Annotated in this window: 10 protein-coding genes; 3 read left to right on the top strand and 7 right to left on the bottom strand. The window is 58.6% G+C overall.

All coding sequences use genetic code 11. The features are described 5' to 3' along the window. Window positions 1–6: 6 nt before the first annotated feature. Complete coding sequence (locus ACLB1Z_RS14785; RefSeq protein WP_409560522.1) at window positions 7–1965, bottom strand: putative bifunctional diguanylate cyclase/phosphodiesterase; 1959 nt, start codon at window positions 1963–1965, stop codon at window positions 7–9. A gap of 408 nt (window positions 1966–2373) precedes the next feature. On the opposite strand from ACLB1Z_RS14785, the gene ACLB1Z_RS14790 reads away from it, so the two are divergent. From ACLB1Z_RS14790 to ACLB1Z_RS14800, 3 genes are read left to right on the top strand one after another with little or no spacing between them, the layout of a single operon-like run. After that, the gene (locus ACLB1Z_RS14790; RefSeq protein ID WP_409560523.1) at window positions 2374–3708 is read left to right on the top strand and encodes an efflux RND transporter periplasmic adaptor subunit; all 1335 of its coding nucleotides are present in this window, start codon (window positions 2374–2376) and stop codon (window positions 3706–3708) included. Further along, a complete protein-coding gene (locus tag ACLB1Z_RS14795) occupies window positions 3705–6851 on the top strand; it encodes an efflux RND transporter permease subunit (RefSeq protein WP_409560524.1) in 3147 nt (1048 codons plus the stop codon). The genes ACLB1Z_RS14790 and ACLB1Z_RS14795 overlap by 4 nt, the downstream gene beginning before the upstream one ends. Before the next feature lie 4 nt (window positions 6852–6855). Beyond that, complete coding sequence (locus ACLB1Z_RS14800) at window positions 6856–9984, top strand: efflux RND transporter permease subunit (RefSeq protein WP_409560525.1); 3129 nt, start codon at window positions 6856–6858, stop codon at window positions 9982–9984. Between the two features lie 30 nt (window positions 9985–10014). Here ACLB1Z_RS14800 and ACLB1Z_RS14805 read toward each other — a convergent pair whose 3' ends face one another. The 6 genes from ACLB1Z_RS14805 to ACLB1Z_RS14830 form a co-directional block, all read right to left on the bottom strand. Continuing rightward, a complete protein-coding gene (locus ACLB1Z_RS14805) occupies window positions 10015–11721 on the bottom strand; it encodes a hypothetical protein (RefSeq protein ID WP_409560526.1) in 1707 nt (568 codons plus the stop codon). 40 nt (window positions 11722–11761) lie between these two features. Next, on the bottom strand, window positions 11762–13051 hold the full coding sequence (locus tag ACLB1Z_RS14810) for an O-antigen ligase family protein (RefSeq protein WP_409560527.1): 1290 nt from the start codon (window positions 13049–13051) through the stop codon (window positions 11762–11764). Between the two features lie 15 nt (window positions 13052–13066). Beyond that, a complete protein-coding gene (locus ACLB1Z_RS14815; RefSeq protein ID WP_409560528.1) occupies window positions 13067–14179 on the bottom strand; it encodes an acyltransferase family protein in 1113 nt (370 codons plus the stop codon). Continuing rightward, on the bottom strand, window positions 14176–15153 hold the full coding sequence (locus ACLB1Z_RS14820) for a glucosyl transferase (protein ID WP_409560529.1): 978 nt from the start codon (window positions 15151–15153) through the stop codon (window positions 14176–14178). The genes ACLB1Z_RS14815 and ACLB1Z_RS14820 overlap by 4 nt, the downstream gene beginning before the upstream one ends. A gap of 312 nt (window positions 15154–15465) precedes the next feature. After that, window positions 15466–17742: a glycosyltransferase gene (locus ACLB1Z_RS14825; RefSeq protein ID WP_409560530.1), complete on the bottom strand. Its 2277-nt coding sequence runs from the start codon at window positions 17740–17742 to the stop codon at window positions 15466–15468. An 86-nt stretch (window positions 17743–17828) separates the two neighbouring features. Beyond that, window positions 17829–18602 carry a LuxR C-terminal-related transcriptional regulator gene (locus tag ACLB1Z_RS14830; protein WP_409560531.1) on the bottom strand — a complete coding sequence of 258 codons (774 nt, stop codon included), beginning with the start codon at window positions 18600–18602 and terminating at the stop codon, window positions 17829–17831. Window positions 18603–18715: the final 113 nt, after the last annotated feature.

Genomic DNA, 18715 nt, shown 5'->3' on the forward strand with positions numbered 1-18715 from the left:
AAATCGTCAAGCACTTTGGGCGAGAGCGTTGCTCTTGCCCGAAGCCAGAAATTCCGTCGCCTCGGCGGCTGGCATCGGCATTCCCAACAGATAACCCTGCCCGAACCCGACATGAAGCGCACGCAGCCTTTGAAGCTGCTCGTCCGTCTCGATCCCTTCAGCGACAACCGTACAGTTCAAGTTGCGCGCAAGCTGCGTGATTGAGCGCACAATGAGATCGCTTTCCCGCGAACGCCCCAGCTGACTGACGAACAGCCGGTCGATCTTGATGCGATCGAGCGGGAAGCTGACAAGATAGCTCAACGACGAATAGCCGGTCCCGAAATCGTCAAGTGCGATTGAGACGCCGAGTTGTTTCAGCCGTTTGAGCTGATCGAGTGTCACCGGATCGTTTTGCAGCAAACTCGTCTCGGTGATCTCTATTTCGAGCCGATTGGCCGGAAGCCCCGATGACTTGAGCGCGCGCTCGACGCGTTGCGCGACGTCGTCGGAGGCGATCTGCAACGGCGATAGATTGATGCCGACGACGACATCGGATGGCCACTTCGCGGCCTGGGCGCATGCAGCCTCGATCACCCATCCGCCGATATCGTTCGCCATTCCGATTTCATCTGCGATACTTAAGAATTGGGCAGGCGGCAGCAGACCACGCAGCGGGTGCCGCCAACGAATGAGACACTCGAAACCGGCAATTTCATTCTTGGTCAGGCCGTGGATCGGCTGGAAAAAGAGTTCCAGTTCGTTCTTGGCAAGCGCGCTCCGCAGCCCTTGCTCAACAGCCTGACGCTCTTCCACCGAGCGCAGCATGTCGGGCTCGAAAACGCAGTACGCGTTGCGGCCCGCAGACTTGCTCGCGTACATCGCAAGATCGGCCTGAGTCAGCAGTTGATCGCCGGTAGAGTCGCTTTCGAAAGCGATGGCGACGCCTACGCTCGCGCCAATTTGCACGCGCTGACCTTCAAGAAAGAACGGATCGCATAAAGCAGAGACGAGACGCACAGCCAGGGCCTGAGCCGTAGCGCGGCCGCAGATCTCCTGAGCGACGACAGCGAACTCGTCGCCGCCGAGGCGTGCTACCAGATCGCCGTCGCGGACGACTTTCGCGATCCGCGATGCCGCCATTCGCAACACCGCATCGCCCGCTGCGTGGCCGAAGGCATCGTTGACGCCTTTGAAGCGATCGAGGTCAATATAAAAGACGCCATATTCCGGCGACTGATCGCGATCGGCGGCCAGCGTGTTGAGGCGGGCCATGAAAGCGCGGCGGTTGGCGACACCCGTCAGGCCGTCGGTCATCGCGGCACGTTCGGTCTCTTCGCGCGCCGACACCAGGGCGGCAAAGGAGTCCTTCAGTTTTTCGACGGCCTCCAGGCGCTCGGCGAAAATCCGGGCGTTCGACGCAATGAGGCCGACGAGGAACATGAAATAGCTGAGCGCCAGTGCGGCGAGAATGAGATGGTTGTCGAGCGTGATGAACACGCACTTCACCGCCAACGGGATCAGGATCGTCGCCGCATAGAGGATCGCGGCGGCAGGAATGGGAGAGAGCAAGACGCTGCCACTCGCGGCCATGCCGACTACAAGCGCAACAATGATGACCTCGCTGTTGGCAACCGTCCCGGTCCATAGCGTTCCGAGCAGACTCCAGGGCAGGGCCAGCAGGACACTAAACAGCAAGGCGTTTCGGGCCGGGCGGCGCGAGGTATTTCTGCCGTTGGCAGACGTCCGGTGATTAGCACGGTTACGCAGTGACCGAATGCCGACAAAACTGCAAATCGCTAATGCAAAGAGCGTCCAGAGCAGGAGCGCCGGCCATCGAATCAGGCCGCTGAATGCGATGGTGGCCAGCAGGACGTTGATCGCGTAACCAGCCATCGCCGCTGGCGTTGCCCGGGCGATACTCGCAAGTTGCTCCTTGTGGACGGATGACCACTTCCACCCGCCTTCATCATGCAGAAATTTCACTTCCAGGCCTCAGTGCGCATTGAGACGGCGGCCACACTAGGCCGGAGCCCTTAACGATCCTGCTGCGCCAGGACAGATAATTCGTTAAGTTGCTCCGGCACTCGCAAAAAAAATCGCGCTTTCCGAGTGTTGCGCTGCGTCACTCGCCGCAAGCACAATATAATAATTGAGAGCATAAGCGGCGCCGAGCGAATTTTCGTTATGGCTCCGCGACCCGGAAGGCTTTGCGGCATGTTTCGGCCATGCCGGTGGCCCATGCGTACCCCGGCCATGTGATGCAGAAGCACCACATGAAGGGCAACGGATTCCGCAGGGCGGTACGTTTTCTTCTCCGGGTGTATGGGACAGAGCTTCCGCCTGCCAATCGTTCAGCCCGGCATGCGAAGTTCTTACGAGAGCAAAGAGACTATGGCGTTACTCCGGTGGGTTTCTACGGTCGTCGTTATCGGTGCGATAGCGGGCGGCGTCTATTATACGATGCACGGAGGCAGCGGAGCGCCGGAGGACGGCGCCAAAGGCCGGAATGCGCGCGGCGGCTTCGGCGGCCCGGTTGCCGTTCTTGCTAAGGACGCCGCAAAGGCTGACGTGCCGGTCTATCTCGAAGGCGTCGGCTCCGTCAAAGCTCTGAACACCGCGACCATCCGGGCGCAGGTCGATGGGCGCATTTTGAGCGTCAACTTCAAGGAAGGCCAGGACGTCAAGAAGGGCGATCTGCTCGCCAAGATTGACCCGGCGACCTACCAGGCGCAACTCGATCAGGCCGTAGCAAAGAAAGCGCTCGACGAAGCCCTGCTCGCAAATACGAAGCGCGACCTCGACCGCTACCAGAAGGTCGGCACGCTCGCCATTTCCCAGCAGCAGATTGACACCCAAGTCGCGCTGATCAAGCAACAGGAAGCGCAGATCAAATCTGACGTCGCGGCTATCGAGAATGCGCAGGCGATCCTCGGCTATACGACGATCGTGGCGCCGTTCGACGGCCGTACCGGCATCCGCCTCGTCGATGAAGGCAACCTCGTGCATGCCAATGACACAACCGGCATCGTCGTCATTACCCAGGTGCAGCCGATCACGGCAACTTTCACGTTGCCGCAGCAGGAGTTGCCCACCCTGATCAAAGCCATCGAAACCGGTCCGTTGGTCGCGACGGCGCTGTCGACGGACGGCCAGACGGAACTCGAAACCGGCTCGCTGAAGGTCATCGACAATCAGGTCGACCAGCAAACCGGCACGATCAAGCTTAAGGCCGAATTCCCGAACGAGAAGCGTCAGCTTTGGCCGGGCCAGTTCGTCAATGTGCGGTTGCTGGTCGATACCGTCAAAGACGCGACGGTCGTGGCGACGGAAGCCGTGCAGCGCGGACCGGATGGAACCTATGTGTTCGTCATCGGCCCCGACAACACCGCCGCGATGCGGGCGGTCAAGGTTTCGCGCCAGGACGACAAGTTCGCTGTCATCGCCGAGGGCCTCAAGCCGGGCGACAAGGTCGTGACGAGCGGCTTCAGCCGTCTGAAGGACGGATCGACTGTCTCTATTAATGACGGCACGTCCGCGCCTGCCGCCGACAAACCGCGCCACAAGAAGTCGCCGGACGGCAAAAAGTCGACCTCGGCGGATCAGAACGCGCAGGCCGCGCAGTTGCCGACGGAAGCCGCGCTCGTTACCGGCTCGACAGCTGGCGACGAACCGCGCCACGGCAAACATCGCCGCCACCACGACCAGGATAACGGCGCATCGCCATGAGCGTTTCGCACCTTTTCATCGTCCGTCCGATCGCGACGTCACTGCTTGCAGTAGCGACGATCCTCGGCGGCATTCTCGGCTACTTCGCGCTGCCGATCTCGTCGTTGCCACAGGTCGATTTCCCGACCGTCGAGGTGACGACCGAGCTTCCGGGCGCCAGCCCCGAGACGATGTCGACGCTCGTTACGGCGTCGCTCGAACGCCAGTTCGGACAGATCCAATCGCTCGCCGCGATGTCTTCGACGAGCTCGTTCGGGTTGAGCCGCATCACGCTGCAGTTCAACCTCGACCGCGATATCGACGCCGCGGCTCAGGACGTGCAGGCAGCGATCAATGCCGCTGGATCGACGCTACCGAAGAACCTCCCCTACCCGCCGACCTATTCGAAGGTCAATCCGGCCGACACGCCGATCGTCACCTTAGCGCTGACGTCCGATACGCAATCGCTCAGGTCGCTGTCTGACCTTGCCGATACGCTTTTGGCGCAACGCTTGGCGTCGGTCTCGGGTGTCGGCCACGTATCGATCGAAGGCGGCATCAAGCCTGCGGTGCGCGTCGAAGCCGACGTCTCTCGGCTGGCGAGTTACGGCCTCAGCATGGCCGATCTCAACGCCGCGATTGCGAGCGCCAACGTCTCGGGGCCGAAAGGTTCGATCGACGGCGTGAAGCAATCCTACACGATTGCCGCCAACGACCAGATCGACCAGGCGCATATCTATGAAGACGTCATCATCGCCTATCGGAACGACGCGCCGGTCCGCATCAAGGACGTCGCGAAGGTTACGGAAGGGCTGGAGAATACACGCGTTGGCGGCTGGTATAACGGCAAGCCTGCGGTCATCGTCGACGTTCAGAGGCAGCCTGGCGCCAACGTCATCGATACGGTCAACCGCATCAAGGACGAACTGCCCCGCTTCGAGCGTTCGATGCCGGCCGGCGTCAATCTGCAGATCGTCAGCGACCGTACCGGCACGATCGAGGCTTCCGTCCGCGACGTGCAGTTCACACTCGTCCTGAGCGTCGGCCTCGTCGTCATGGTCGTGCTTTTGTTCCTGCGCTCGCTGCGCGCGACGATCATTGCAGGCGTGGCGCTGCCGGTTTCTCTGATCGCCACGTTCGGCGTGATGTATTTCTGCGGCTTCAGTCTCGATAACCTGTCGCTGATGGCATTGACGATCGGCACCGGCTTCGTCGTCGACGACGCCATCGTCATGATCGAGAACGTCGTGCGCCACATCGAGAAGGGCGAAAAGCCGATGAAGGCGGCGCTCGATGGTGCGCGCGAAATCGGCTTCACAGTGATCTCGCTGACGCTGTCGCTGATCGCCGTCTTCATCCCCCTGCTCTTCATGACGGGTCTCGTCGGGCGCATGTTCCGCGAGTTCGCGATGACGCTGACAATTGCCGTCGTCGTCTCCGCGATCGTGTCGTTGACGCTGACGCCGATGATGTGTTCGAAGCTTCTGCGCGGCGGCCATGATGAGAAGTCGGGCATCATCGGCCGCTTCATCGAGCGCGTGATCGCCGGTTACGACCGCTCGCTGGAATTCGTGTTCCGGCATCAGGGCGCGACGCTTATCGTGGCACTGATGACCGTGGTCCTGACCATCTGGCTCTATGTCATCATGCCGAAGGGCTTCCTGCCCGACCAGGATACCGGCGCCATCACCGCCGTCGTCGAGGGCAGCCCGCAGATCTCGTTCACCGAAATGACGAAGCTGCAGAAGGACGTCGCAGCCATCGTCGCAACGGATAGAGACGTTGCGGGCGTTGCTTCCATCGTCGGCATCGGACAGCTCAACGCGACGCAGAATGCGGGCAGCCTCAAGATCATGCTGAAGCCGCGCGACGAACGCGAGTCCAACGTCGTCGAGGTGATCCAGCGCCTGAAGCGCGAGGTCAAGACCGCGCCGGGCACGATGGTCTATTTCCAGCCGGTCCAAGACGTGCAGATTTCAACGCAGTCGAGCCGCGCGCGCTATCAGTATACGCTCGCCAGCACCGACAGCGACGAGGTCACCGAGTGGTCGAAGAAGATGGCCGACGCGCTCAGGGCGTCGCCGTTCCTGCGCAACGTCGCGACGGAAGAAGTCGATGGCGGGCTGATCGCGCGGATCGACGTCGACCGTGTCGTCGCCGGACGTCTCGGCGTCACAATGCAGGCCATCAACGATGCGCTAAGCAATGCCTTCGGCCAACGGCAGGTTTCGACGATCTACGAACAGGCGAACCAGTATCGCGTCGTGTTGGAAGCCGCTGAGCAATATCGCAGCGACCCGTCACGCCTCAACCGGCTTTACGTTGCATCGACGACGGCCGGAACGCCCGTGCTGCTGACGGCCGTGGCGAAAATCAAGTACGAGACGGCGCCGCTTGCGATCAGCCACCAGGATCAGTTCCCGGCCATCACGATCAGCTTCAACTTGGCGCCGAATGCGTCGTTGAGCGATGCGCTCGCGGCCATCGACACGGCGAAGAAGGAAATTGACCTTCCCGCGACGGTATCGGGCACGTTCTATGGCGACGCGGCAGAGTTTTCCAAGTCGCTGCAGAACCAGCCGTGGCTCATCCTGGCGGCCATCGTCACGATCTATATCGTGCTCGGCGTGCTCTATGAGAGTCTCATTCATCCGTTCACGATTTTGACGACGCTACCGTCGGCGGGCATCGGTGCGGCGCTGGCACTGGAACTGACGGGCAACGACCTGTCGTTCGTGGCGCTGATCGGCATCATCCTGCTCATGGGCATCGTGAAGAAAAACGCGATCATGATGATCGACTTCGCGCTGGAAGCGGAGCGCGAGCGTGGGCTGTCGCCGCGGGACTCGATCAAGGAAGCGGCACTTCTGCGCTTCCGGCCGATCATGATGACGACGCTCGCGGCACTGTTCGGCGCGTTGCCGCTGGCTCTCGAAAGCGGAACGGGCTCTGAGCTGCGCAACCCGCTCGGCATCACCATCGTCGGCGGCCTGCTGCTCAGCCAGCTGCTGACGCTTTACACCACGCCAGTTATCTATTTGGCGATGGAACGGCTGCGCGCCAGGCTCGGCGGCCGCGCGCTCGACGCCAATGGCGAACCGGTTACCGCTGCGCCGGAGCAATCACGGGCGATCACCGCGGGCAACCGCGAGGCTGCGGAGTAGGCGCATGAACGTCTCACGCATCTTCATCGAACGACCGATCGGCACGGCGCTTCTCGCCATCGGGCTCTTTCTGGTGGGCGCGGTCGCATACTTCATGCTGCCGGTCGCCAGCATGCCGTCGATCGAAATTCCAACGATCCGCATCATGGCGTCGCGACCGGGTGCCGACCCAGCGACGATGGCAGCAAGCGTCGCGTCGCCGCTCGAACGCCGACTCGGCGAGATCGCGGGCGTGACGGAAATGACGTCGACCAGCTCGCTCGGCTCGGCGTCGATTGCGATGCAGTTCGATCTCAGCCGAAATATCGACGGCGCAGCGCGCGACGTTCAAGCCGCCCTCAACAGTGCGACGGCCGATCTTCCCGGCGATCTTCCGCAGGTGCCGACGTACCGCAAATATAATCCGTCGGCGGCGCCCGTTCTCATTCTGGCACTGACGTCGAAGACGATGACGACCAGCGACATCTACGACACCGCGGATACGATCCTCGGGCAACGTATTTCGCAGGTAGAAGGCGTGGCAGACGTGACCGTCAGCGGGGCCGACCAGCCGGCGACGCGCATCCAGGTCGACCCAACGCTTGTAGCATCGATGGGCGTCAGCTTCGACGATGTCAAAAACGCGGTCGAGGCGGCGAACGATCTGTCGTCGATCGGTTCCATCGACGGACCGAACCAGACCATCGTGCTGCAGTCCAATTCGCAGATGACGGACCCCGAGGACTACAAGGACATCGTCATCAAGAACATGCCGAACGGCGATGTGGTCAAGGTCGGGGACGTTGCGAAAGTCATCAACGCCACGCGTAACACCCGCTCGCTGGCGCGCTATGGATTGCAGCCCGCCGTCCTGCTCATCGTCACCAAGACGGCCGATGCCAACGTCATCGACACCGTCGATCGCGTGAAGGCGATCCTGCCGCAGCTCAAGGAATGGATTCCGGCGGGCGTCGACATTTCCATTTTGTCCGACCGCACGACGACGATCCGCGCTTCGGTGCACGACATGCAGTTCACGCTGGGTCTCACGATCCTGCTCGTCATGTCGGTCGTGTTCGTCTTTCTGCGGCGCACGACGCCGACCATCGCCGCAGGCATCACGGTGCCACTCTCGCTTGCCGGAACGTGCGCGGCCATGTGGGCGGCAGGCTATTCCATCAATAACCTGACGCTGATGGCCCTCGCCGTTGCTGTGGGCTTCGTGGTCGACGACGCAATCGTGATGATCGAAAACGTCTACCGCAACATGGAAAAGGGCATGAAGCCTATTCCTGCGGCGCTAGAAGGCTCGCGCCAGATCGGCTTCACCGTCATATCGATTTCCGTCTCGCTCGTCGCAGCATTCATTCCAGTGCTGTTCATGACCGGCATTGCCGGCCGGCTGCTGCACGAGTTCGCCATGACGCTGACTTTCGCCATCGTCATTTCCGCGATCGTCTCGCTGACCGTCACGCCGATGATTTGCGCGCACTTCATCAAGGAAGGCGCTGAAGAACATCGCAACCTCGCCGACCGCATCTTCGAAGGTGCGCTGAGCATGGTTGTGCGCGCCTATGCGTTCACTCTCAGGATCGCGCTGCGTAATCAGCTTGTCATGCTGAGCGTCTTCATCGCAACGATCTTCCTGACTGTGCATTTTTATAGCGTACTGCCGAAGGGCTTTCTGCCCGAGGACGACACGGGCCTGATCATCGCGGCAACCGAAGCCAACGCGGATATCTCATTCGCCGAAATGAAAAAACTTCAGGACCGGGCGCTGAAGGTCATCCTCGCCGATCCCGCCGTCGACAACATCGGTTCGTCGATGGGCGCCGGAGGCTTCAACCCGACGCAGAACCAGGGCCGGATGTTCATCAGCCTCAAGCCGCTGAGCGAGCGCGGCAACGTTCCAACGGCGGAAGTCATCGACCGGCTGAGGAAGCCGCTCGGCAAGATCGTCGGGCTCGCGACGCGGTTGATGTCGTCACGCGACGTTCGCGTAGGCGCGCGATCGGGCAAAGCCGACTATCAATATACATTATGGTCGCTCAACGCCGACGATCTTTATGCCTGGGTGCCAAAAGCCCTCACCGCGGTTCGCGCCATCCCGGGCGTCGTCGATGTCAGCTCAGATCGCGAGTCGGGCGGCCTTCAGCTCAACGTCAACATCAACCGCGATGTCGCTTCACGCCTCAACGTGGCGATCGCCGATATCGACACCGCGCTATCCAACGCCTTTTCGCAGACGCAGTTCTCGACGATCTACACCGATCGCAATCAATATAAAGTCGTCATCGAGGTGGACCCCAATCTCCAGGGCCAGCCGAAAGATCTGTCGCGCATCTATGTACCGACGATTGACGGAAGGCGGCAGGTTCCGCTGTCGAGCGTCGTGACATTGACTGAAGGCATCGCGCCGCTCGTCGTCAATCACCAGGGACCGTTCCCGGCGGTCACCATCAACTACAGCCTGAAGCCGGGTGTCAGCGTAGACACGAGCCTGCAGGCAATCGATCAGGCGCTGCAGAAACTGCATATGCCGGAAAGCATCCGGGCCGAGCCCGCAGGCGATGCCAAGGCGTTTCAGGAGCAAGCACGCGCCCAGACGCTGCTGATCGTTGCCGCTCTGCTCTCGATCTACATCGTGCTTGGCGTTCTTTATGAAAGTCTCGCGCATCCGCTGACGATCATATCGACGTTGCCGTCTGCGGGCCTCGGCGCGCTGCTGGCACTCGAACTTGCCCATATGGATCTGTCGCTGATCGCGCTCATCGGCGTCATTCTGCTGATCGGCATCGTGAAGAAGAACGGCATCATGCTGGTCGATTTCGCAATCCATGCCGAGCGCGAGCTTGGGCTTTCCCCGCATGACGCCATCTATGACGCATGCCTGCAGCGCTTCCGGCCCATCCTGATGACGACGCTCGCGGCACTCCTGGGTGCTGTTCCGCTTGCCGTCGCCATCGGCCCCGGCTCCGAACTGCGCCGGCCGCTCGGCATCACCATTATCGGCGGACTGGTCGTGTCGCAGATCCTGACGCTCTATACGACGCCGGTGATTTACCTGATGCTGGAGCGGGGTAAGGCTTGGTTCGCGCGGCGACGAAAATCGCGCTCGACGCGAATGGTCCCGCAAGACGCACCTAGGCCGTGAACTGTCCTGTTGTTTCGCATCTACCCCAGTTCACTTATCTACAGCAACTGCGCCGATCCCATATCCGGTGCCCGATCCCGACTGCGGAATCTTGTTGCCGAAGTAGTCGCGAGATCCGACATCAAGATTAAATGGCGGCTTCGTTAGATCAATTCCGCGCCCCATCAGCTTTTGCGAGACGTGCAATGCCGCACGCGGACATGATCGCTTGTAGCCGCCGCAAATCTCTCCCAGGGCGGTGGTGTCAATTTGCGGATCATCGGTGAATGCCGTCGACTTGCCATCGAGCGTTTCGTTGTCCGTCGCTTGCCGCCAAGTATCAAGATTGGTGTAGTTTCTATCGCGCCACCGAATGGCGAACTGGTCCGTCAAATAGTAGCTGTTGGAGAGGATTTGAACCTCAGGCAGTTCTGACCCGGTATTGATGTAGTTCGCTCCATTCAGCGCTACGATAAGATTGTTTGCAATGATTGCGCCCTTGGGATTTCCCTGTATGGAAATGCCGGCTGTTGTGTTCGACGGGCCGTTGGAAATGAGCGTGTTGTTATAAATACTGAGCTGGGGCGCTTCGGCTCCCCTCGCAATTACGATGTTTCCGAAGTAGGAAGCGCCCCACGATGTGGCATTATTCACGGCGACATTATAGCGAATGATATTCCGCCCCCACTCGCCGTCGATATAGGCGGCAAATCCGGCACCCCAGTTGTCGTGAGCATAGTTGTATTGAAGAACCGAGTCCGTGACGTAGCCGTCTAGATCGAAGCCATCCCAATCGCAGCCTTTGACGAATTTACTCGGCTTGGCGTTGTAGACTTCGTTGAACTGAATGATGATGTGACTTGAGCTATACGCCCAGAAACCGGATGGCCCACCGCAGGTATCGACATTGGCGCCGAGATTGTACGCAATGTTGTTTTGAATCAGGCCGCCAGTGACGCCATTGGCGATCATGCCGTTGCCGTCGGCCCCGTTGGTACCGCCAGGCCGGCCTCCAATGTCGTAAATGACATTGCCCTGATACAGAATGTTTCGGACGTTCTTGTCGCGTCCAAAGCCATAAAGCCCGTTATTGTCCGGACTTGTCGGTCCGTCGGAACCGTGCAGCACATTGTCGATGACATTCACACCATCGAGGCCGGCGCCCGGGTGGCCAGTAACAAAAATCTCGGCGCCATTCTGTCCGGGACTGGTGGTGAAGAACCCGCTAATGTCGCATCGTCGAACTGTTATGTTTCGAGCGGCGTCATTGTCGTAAGGGTTTTGAATCCAGACACCAAAGGGCGTCTTGCCGCCGTTGCCGCGTAGAGTGCAATCCTGCACGACAACGCCGCTGGCGCCGACGATATCGATCGCTGCCACGAGACGCCCGGCGCAGTTCGATTTGATCTCAAATTTTCCATCCCCATAAGCGCCGATCGTTACCGGACGTTCCGCGGTACCGCGCAGCATCCCGCGCGAAATCTGAAGACAGCCTACAAATGTCTTGCCGCCCTCAAGGAGAATTGAATCTCCGGCATTATAGACAGACTGCTGTATCCTCTCGAGGCTGCGCCAAGGCGCGTCAGGCGCTGTTCCTGAATTCAAATCATCCCCCGTCGGCGACACATAATAGGTGGTCCCAGTACCGGAGGCTTCAGACGATTGAGCTTTGGCGACGACGGCGCAGCAGAGCTGCAAGCAGACGACAAGCACAAGCGGCACTGCGCCCAGAGGGTGGGGGAAACTCATGAAACGCATACATGCTCTCGCGGCGAATTCGGCGCAGGCCGAGATCGACCTACCGGGTTTGTTGAATGCCAACAGAGGGGGTCAATTCGGCGTTGGGCAACGATGGCCAACGTGGCATCGGTGTCCTATGCCGCAATTTGAGCCGAGGCATCAAGCTGGCAATTCCACAGGCGTAAAACAAAACGGTGTAAGGGTAAAAAACCAGAACTATCGATTCAAATGGTGAGCGAGCGACGAGCAATAATAGCATCGACGCAAAAAATGCTGTCGTGCTGCTTGGAAAATTCATGACGTTCATCAACGCGAAATAAACAAAGACAAGGGCAGCAGCCAGAAACGCAAGTAACCCGACCCATCCCAGGTCGACCAGAATTTCGCGGAAGGTATTGTGGAACTGAAAGACGCGTCCATCGGTCTGCCCGAACATCGACAGCACTGAAGCCGTTTCATTCGAGTCGCCGAGCCAAAATGCCTTATATCCATGTCCAAGCAACGGGGCTCTCGAAATCCAGATATCGGCCCAGTCCCAAAGCGTGGTTCGGCCTGTCAACGTCGGATCTTTGTTGAAGGCGGCAAGCACGCGGTCTGACGAGAACCCCATGCCAGCAAGGGCCAAGGCGGCGAACATCACAGCGATGAGCCCAATGACCACAAATGTCCAGCGCGACCATCGGTCAAACCGCTTGAGCGTCAGGAAGCCCAAGAATGCCAATGCGAAGCCGACGGCTGCAAGCGCCGATGAGAGCGCCTCGACGCCGGCCGCTATGCCCGCGCCGAGCGGAAGAAAGACGAGTGTCGACAAGCGGGAGAACGTCGGCTGACCTGCATCCGTGGCCACGCCCAAGGCCGCAGCGAACAGCGTAAGGCCCACGAAACCCATTGCGTCCTTGCTTCCCGTTATTCCGATGAGTACCGGACCCGCCGCCGACGGGCCAGTTTGACCGGATATGAGCGAAGCAATGACCACGATTGCCATCGCGTAATAAATGCCGCGAACAATTTCTCGACTTGTCGCGCAGATGCCGATGAGAATGCCGACAAAGATCGTCACAAGCAGCTGGATACCGTACCAAAGCGAGATGGTCGGCACGTCTGACCAGGTCGCCGACAGCATGACAATCGCCGGAAAAATGAGCACGACCTTAAGTTCGGCACCATATCCCACAAGCTCCCGGTGAAACTTGAGAGCGCAGAGGCCCGTGACCGCCATTATTAGCAATGGAATAATCAGCGAAAAAATCTGGACGTTGAAGATGGCAAAGAAAAACGTCGTGGCGGCGAGCGGGTAATTCAGCAGGCGGCGGCGCGATCGCTGTGAAGATTTGTGTTTTCGCGTCATCGCTTTCAGCCGTCCTCAAGCTGCCGAACTGGATCTGGCTGCGCCAAAGACGGGAAATGCTTTCCACATCTGCCGCAAGGCGCGCTGAGCTGGCTTTTCGAGCAAGTTAAACATCGCAACTGCCAGCGCAAGCATCGACGTGAAGGCAATCGCGATAGCGGTCATGTCGCCGAAGCCTAATCGCTTCAGATTTGAGATGATCGTTATGCCGATGTTTTCATGCAGTAAATACAGCGAATATGATGCCTGACCAACAAGCAGCAGCGGCCGCCAACTGAGCGGAACGTTCAGACAAATCAGAACACCCATCAAAACGACCCCGGTCGCGACGAAGAGCGCCGCCACAACGGACGGCTGATCGAGCAAGCTGACGTAGTCGAGATTAAGGACGTAAAGAATTACCGCGCTCATCAGACAAAGACTGGCCGCGAGAACGTTTCGGGAGAAGTGCCATTGGGCGATCGCGACGCCGAAGAGAAAGAAGCTCATATATTGGTGAATGAATATTTTATCAGCGAGGTTAGGGGCGATGTGAAAGCAAATTTCGCCCAGAATGCCGAACAGAATGATCCCGGCCCAGAACCGCCGGCCCAAGAGGATCAGAAAAAAAGCGACCACCGCATAAAACTTAAATTCGACGGCCAAGCTCCAATACACACCATCGACATACTGAAAGTTCCACTTCGACGGCAGAACGGCGGGAAGCATCAGCATACTTGAAATGATGTCGACGACGCCGCGATGGAAGGGTTCGGGGCCAAAAACGTTGACGATAAAAAATGTCACGAAGATCGAGCAGATAAGCGCCGGGTATATCCTCGAAAACCGCCTGAAGAGGAAGTCAACTGCATTACTCGAGCTCTCAACCGTTAGCGCGATGACCGTACCTGAGATGACGAAGAAGAATTCAACGCCGAAGCGGCCGAGTTCCCATAGCGGCGAATAGGCCTGTGAATACTGATAGAGGTTGTCGGGAAAGAACGGAGGCGCCCAGCGAACAAGATAGTGGAAGCAGATGACGAGCAAGATCGCCAAACCGCGCAGAGAATCGATCGTGTCGATGCGCTTAACCACATTGGTTTCGCGCCCGTTATTCGTCTCGGTGGCGTTTGCTGGGATTCTTATCACGGCTGATGTTCCGGAAGCTGGCGGGATTCCGCCAGGTGACAAAGGTTTCTCAGCCGCGACAAGAGCCGAGATGTGTCGGACACGTCTACAAACACAGCGCGCTCGGTTTGACGCAACGCGTTTGCTTTTTCGTTGTAGCCGGAGGCATCGAGATGAATGAGAAAATCGGAGACAGTTTCCTCCATTGGCTCGCGAAACGTCCAGCCGCGATCGTCGCGCTCCACAATATCGCCTGTGGCCGTACCTGCCCGTGCCAACGCAGGCACGCCGTATAGCCCGCCCTCGTAAAGCCGGTTCGGTATCAGCCAATCGGAGTTGGCACCGCAGGCGCTGAAGTCGATAGCCCAGGCGAAATCGACTGCGGAATAGATTTCCTGGAGATCGCGCGGATTTTGATATGTTCCGAAATAGGATATATTCGGTGTTTCAGCCGCGACAGATTCTAGCAGTTCACGGGTAATCCCGTCGGGTTCCGACGGAACGCCCCTGATATGGACGGCGATCCGATTCCCGAGCCGAGACGCGATCGCGCGGAGAATCTCTAGACTGCGATTGCAGCGAAGAACACCGAACCAACCTATCGTCCAAGCACGCTCGTCGCTTTGATTGCGGATGTGATCCAGAGGACGAACCGTCTCATGCTCTGACCCGAGCTTGTTTTCGAGAAGAAACCACTCTCCCGTGTATCTCTGAACCGGCGAGAAATAACGGTCGACAAAATAGGGAGAACTCACAACCAGCAGTCGGCTGCAAGCCAACAGCTGGCGCTCTAGGAGGCGCAGGATGGCTGCCTTGACGCCGCGGCCCGTAAAGGCCGGATAAACATCGAGCGCTTCGTAGACAATCGGTGCATGGGAGCGCGCCAAAAGGCGACCCAACCAAGCTAGCGCAAGCATGTCGATGTTGCGTGCATAAAGAATGTCGGCTTGCCGAATGACCGCACGGTGACACCATAGAATTACAATCGCTTGCATCAAGCTGAACAAACGACGACCGTGATGCCCGTCCTCGGTCACCCCAAGATTGATGTTATTCCAATCTGGGGCAGGCAATGCCATTTCACGGCGACGATCGAACATGAAACCGGTAACGTCGGCACCATTTCTTTGCAATGCGCAAACGCGCTTTCGGATGGTGCTCTCGTTCGAGTCATGTCCAAAAAACGCGATGCTGATGTTCTCGCGCGCACGCCTTGCTCTGCTTTCATCAAACGAAAGCTCGATCTCCTCGTCCTGTCCGATGCAGCAGCTTGTTGGCATCTCTTTGTCCGGCTTCGGAGTTATCGCTCAGCGCACACAATCGACCGCGATCGACGTGCCTCGACGAGCGTAGGGAGCAAGACTGCAAACTGTCGACGCCGATACGTCCGACCGCCCGTCGACGTAGGCGAGCAACTCACGGACGCAAGCCTCGCGAGAATAATGTTGCTTGAAGTAGGTGTAGGCGGCATCAGCGCTCCGACGGCGTAATTCATTGTCCGATAAGAGCGCGCTGACTGCATTGCCGAAAGTGACAGCGTCATCGCAGACATTAAGCGCCGACGCGATGTCGTCCCCCATCCCCTCGACGGACACCGTAGTCGCTACGATGGCCTTGCCCTGGGCCAATGCCTCAACGACTTTGACTTTCAGTCCGGAGCCTACCGTCAGCGGCGAAATAATAACGCTGGCTTCGCGATAGATAGGAGCAAGGTCATCGACGATGCCGCAGAACTTGGCTCGGGGCGCACCTTCGGGAAATTGCGAACCGACACCGCCCGCGACAACCAATTCAGCGTCGGGATTTTCGGCATATATCCGCGGCCAGCAAAACTCCAGAAACCATCTGAGGCCGATAACATTCGGAGCCGTATTGCTGCCTATGAACAGCACGCTTTTGCCTGCGCCTGGTTGAGGCGCATCGACTGATGCGCACACGACGGGAGCCAGGAGTACCGTATGATCCGGAAGGCGCGCCTTGACGTGTTTCGCCTCGATATCCTGGATGGCGATGATCGCATCGGCCTGACCAAGAAGCTGCATCTCGCTGGCTTCGTCCAAAGTCTTGACCGAGTCAGGCAGCTTGGCGTCCTTGAAGCGACTTTCCCTCACGGAAAGAAGGTCGTGCATGACGACCAAGCTGCGCGCCGGCTCGCTGAGCGCGAACGGGATTGCTGGTGTGGTGAACGCATAATCGGCGATGACCAGTTCACTTTTCGAAGCGTGCCGAGCCACGTACAGAAGTTCGTCACGTTGCCAAGGCGCGCCAATGACATAGGGCGCCGGCGTATCCCAATAAGAGAGACGTTCCACGCCGAAGCGCCGTAGGACGCGTGCAATCTTGGCCTTCAATGCAGCAAGTGCGATGCGCGGGTCTTTGCTGACGCAGAAATTTCCGAACTTCCAGGCGCCGCGCAGAAAGATTTGATTGAAGACTGACATTTCTGGACGAAGACGCAACACTGGCAAGCGCCCGATGGTACCGGCGTTCGGCGATACGAGCGTTACGTCATAGCCATCGTCTCGCAACGCCCGGCAAATTCCCAGGATGTACGCGGAGCTGCCGTTTGTCGGCCCGATGATGCGTTGTCTTGAAATCAAACAAGCCTTTTTGGTCGACTCCGACTGGTCTTTCGAACCTTGAATTCGGCGCAGACGTTGGAGACGCGCAGCCAACGGCATCCCCAGAGCCGAGGTCGTGTTGGGATGATGGATCGCAATCTGTAGGGCTTGCGACCAGGATCGAGATTTGATCGCCGTAACGAGACGATCGAAGTTCGACGCGCGTTCGATGGATGCTTGGCGGCGAGCGAACGCTTCGGCGACTTCAACAGAACAAGCCGAGAGCGACGCCTTCAGGCGCATGTCGCCGTTGAGCATCTGCTGAAGGTCATCGCGTGACAAACGGTGAGAAATCGAATTCGGATGCTTGCGGTAGAAATAGCCAAGACTGTCGATCAGCCGGTATTTGGCGCCCGCAGCAAGGGCCCGCGCGATAAGATCGGCATCTTCGCCAATCTTCAGCGCCGTATCGTATGTCAGGGCGTGCTTGCGTAAGAACGCCAAATTCAAAAGTGGTTTGAGGTAGCCTGTCGCCGGAACGGTCCCGTAGATGAGGTTCGAATTCAAAAAATCGGCGAGCGAGATATAGGCCATCTGTCGCTGAGCTTTTGAAAGGTGCCCGCCAGGACGGCGGCCCTCGCCGAATACGAGCAGGTCATCGGCGCAGATATCCGCTCCGGCCTGGGCTTCCTCGACGAGCCTTTGCAGCCGCTCCGGGTGCATGAAATCGTCGCTATCAAGAATGGCGACCCAGGTTCCCTCAGCCGCAGCAAGCCCCGCATTGCGCGCAGCGGACGGGCCAGCGTTGGTAGGCAGTTCGATCAATCTGACGCGATGATCGCGAGCGGCAAAATCCCGCGCGATTTCTCGGCTTCCGTCTGTCGACGCGTCGTCGACGACGATGACTTCGAGGCGCTTCAACGTCTGACGCAATGCCGAATGAATCGCGCCGCCGAGGAATTGAGCGCAATTGTAATTGGCGATCAGAACCGAGACGGTCGGCGCGGGTGAAACTCTAAGCATTACTTATGTCTTAAAGCCGATCGGCTTCTCCGTCCGAGGAGAAATCACTCGCCGCATAGATGCGGAAGTTGCGAATGCCCGGTTGACTATCGGCTGTCAGCGCAGAGCATCTCACCCGCCAAATAAGCAGCCTCAGTTCTATTTTTTGCGTTAAGTTTTTTCATGATGTTACGGACGTGAACCTTCACCGTGCTTTCACACATGTTCAGTTCGTAGGCGATAATCTTGTTCGCCTTACCCTTGCGAAGCGCGTCGATGACCGCAATCTGGCGCCGCGTGAAAAGCGTGGTCTTGGGCTGCGCCTCACGAGGCGCGGACGCCGCGGACGATTTCCGGGCCGCGAGTAGGCCGTTCACTGGGAAATACTTGCCGCCGGCCATAACGAGCCGCAGAGCGTGCGCCGCTATTTCAAGCGAAATATCCGCGGGAATGAAGCCGTTAGCCTCGCCGTTGAGCGCAGTAAGAATGAGGTCGACATTATTCGCGTCGGCCATAACGATGACCGGAACGTTAACGCCAGCATTCTTCAGCTGTTCGAGTTGGCTCGAAATGTCGGAGCTGCTGGCGTCCATCGCGCATACGATGATGACTGCGGGCCTGACATCGGAGAGCTTGTCGAAATATTCCGCGACACTGCCGACACCGATGCCCTTTATTTCGGTTGCATTGGAAAGGCTTGAAACAATGCAGTTGCGCACGAAAGAGCGCGGCTCAATTACAATTAGCACCGAAATGCCGGGCTGCTTCAATTGCGCGGTTTCAGACCGCGCATTCTCCAAAGGCGCTTTGTTGTTATTTGAAGGTGTTTTGCCCATCGCCAAAGGAACGACGGGCCCGGTCTCACGGAAGGACGTACGCACGATACAAAAACTCCAAACCTACCGCCACGATGAGGTGTATGACGTAGTATGGCCCACTCTCTTTTATACCAATTTTAGTTACAATTGGACCGAAAACGCAGCACCTCGTTAAT

This window comes from Hyphomicrobium sp. MC8b, from assembly GCF_905067615.1.
GTDB lineage: Bacteria > Pseudomonadota > Alphaproteobacteria > Rhizobiales > Hyphomicrobiaceae > Hyphomicrobium_B.

Coding starts and splice junctions, on each gene's coding strand:
- ACLB1Z_RS14810 (WP_409560527.1), bottom strand. CDS start 13,051: ATGACGCGAAAACACAAATCTTCACAGCGATCGCGCCGCCGCCTGCTG.
- ACLB1Z_RS14795 (WP_409560524.1), top strand. CDS start 3,705: ATGAGCGTTTCGCACCTTTTCATCGTCCGTCCGATCGCGACGTCACTG.
- ACLB1Z_RS14805 (WP_409560526.1), bottom strand. CDS start 11,721: ATGCGTTTCATGAGTTTCCCCCACCCTCTGGGCGCAGTGCCGCTTGTG.
- ACLB1Z_RS14800 (WP_409560525.1), top strand. CDS start 6,856: ATGAACGTCTCACGCATCTTCATCGAACGACCGATCGGCACGGCGCTT.
- ACLB1Z_RS14790 (WP_409560523.1), top strand. CDS start 2,374: ATGGCGTTACTCCGGTGGGTTTCTACGGTCGTCGTTATCGGTGCGATA.
- ACLB1Z_RS14820 (WP_409560529.1), bottom strand. CDS start 15,153: ATGCAAGCGATTGTAATTCTATGGTGTCACCGTGCGGTCATTCGGCAA.
- ACLB1Z_RS14825 (WP_409560530.1), bottom strand. CDS start 17,742: ATGCTTAGAGTTTCACCCGCGCCGACCGTCTCGGTTCTGATCGCCAAT.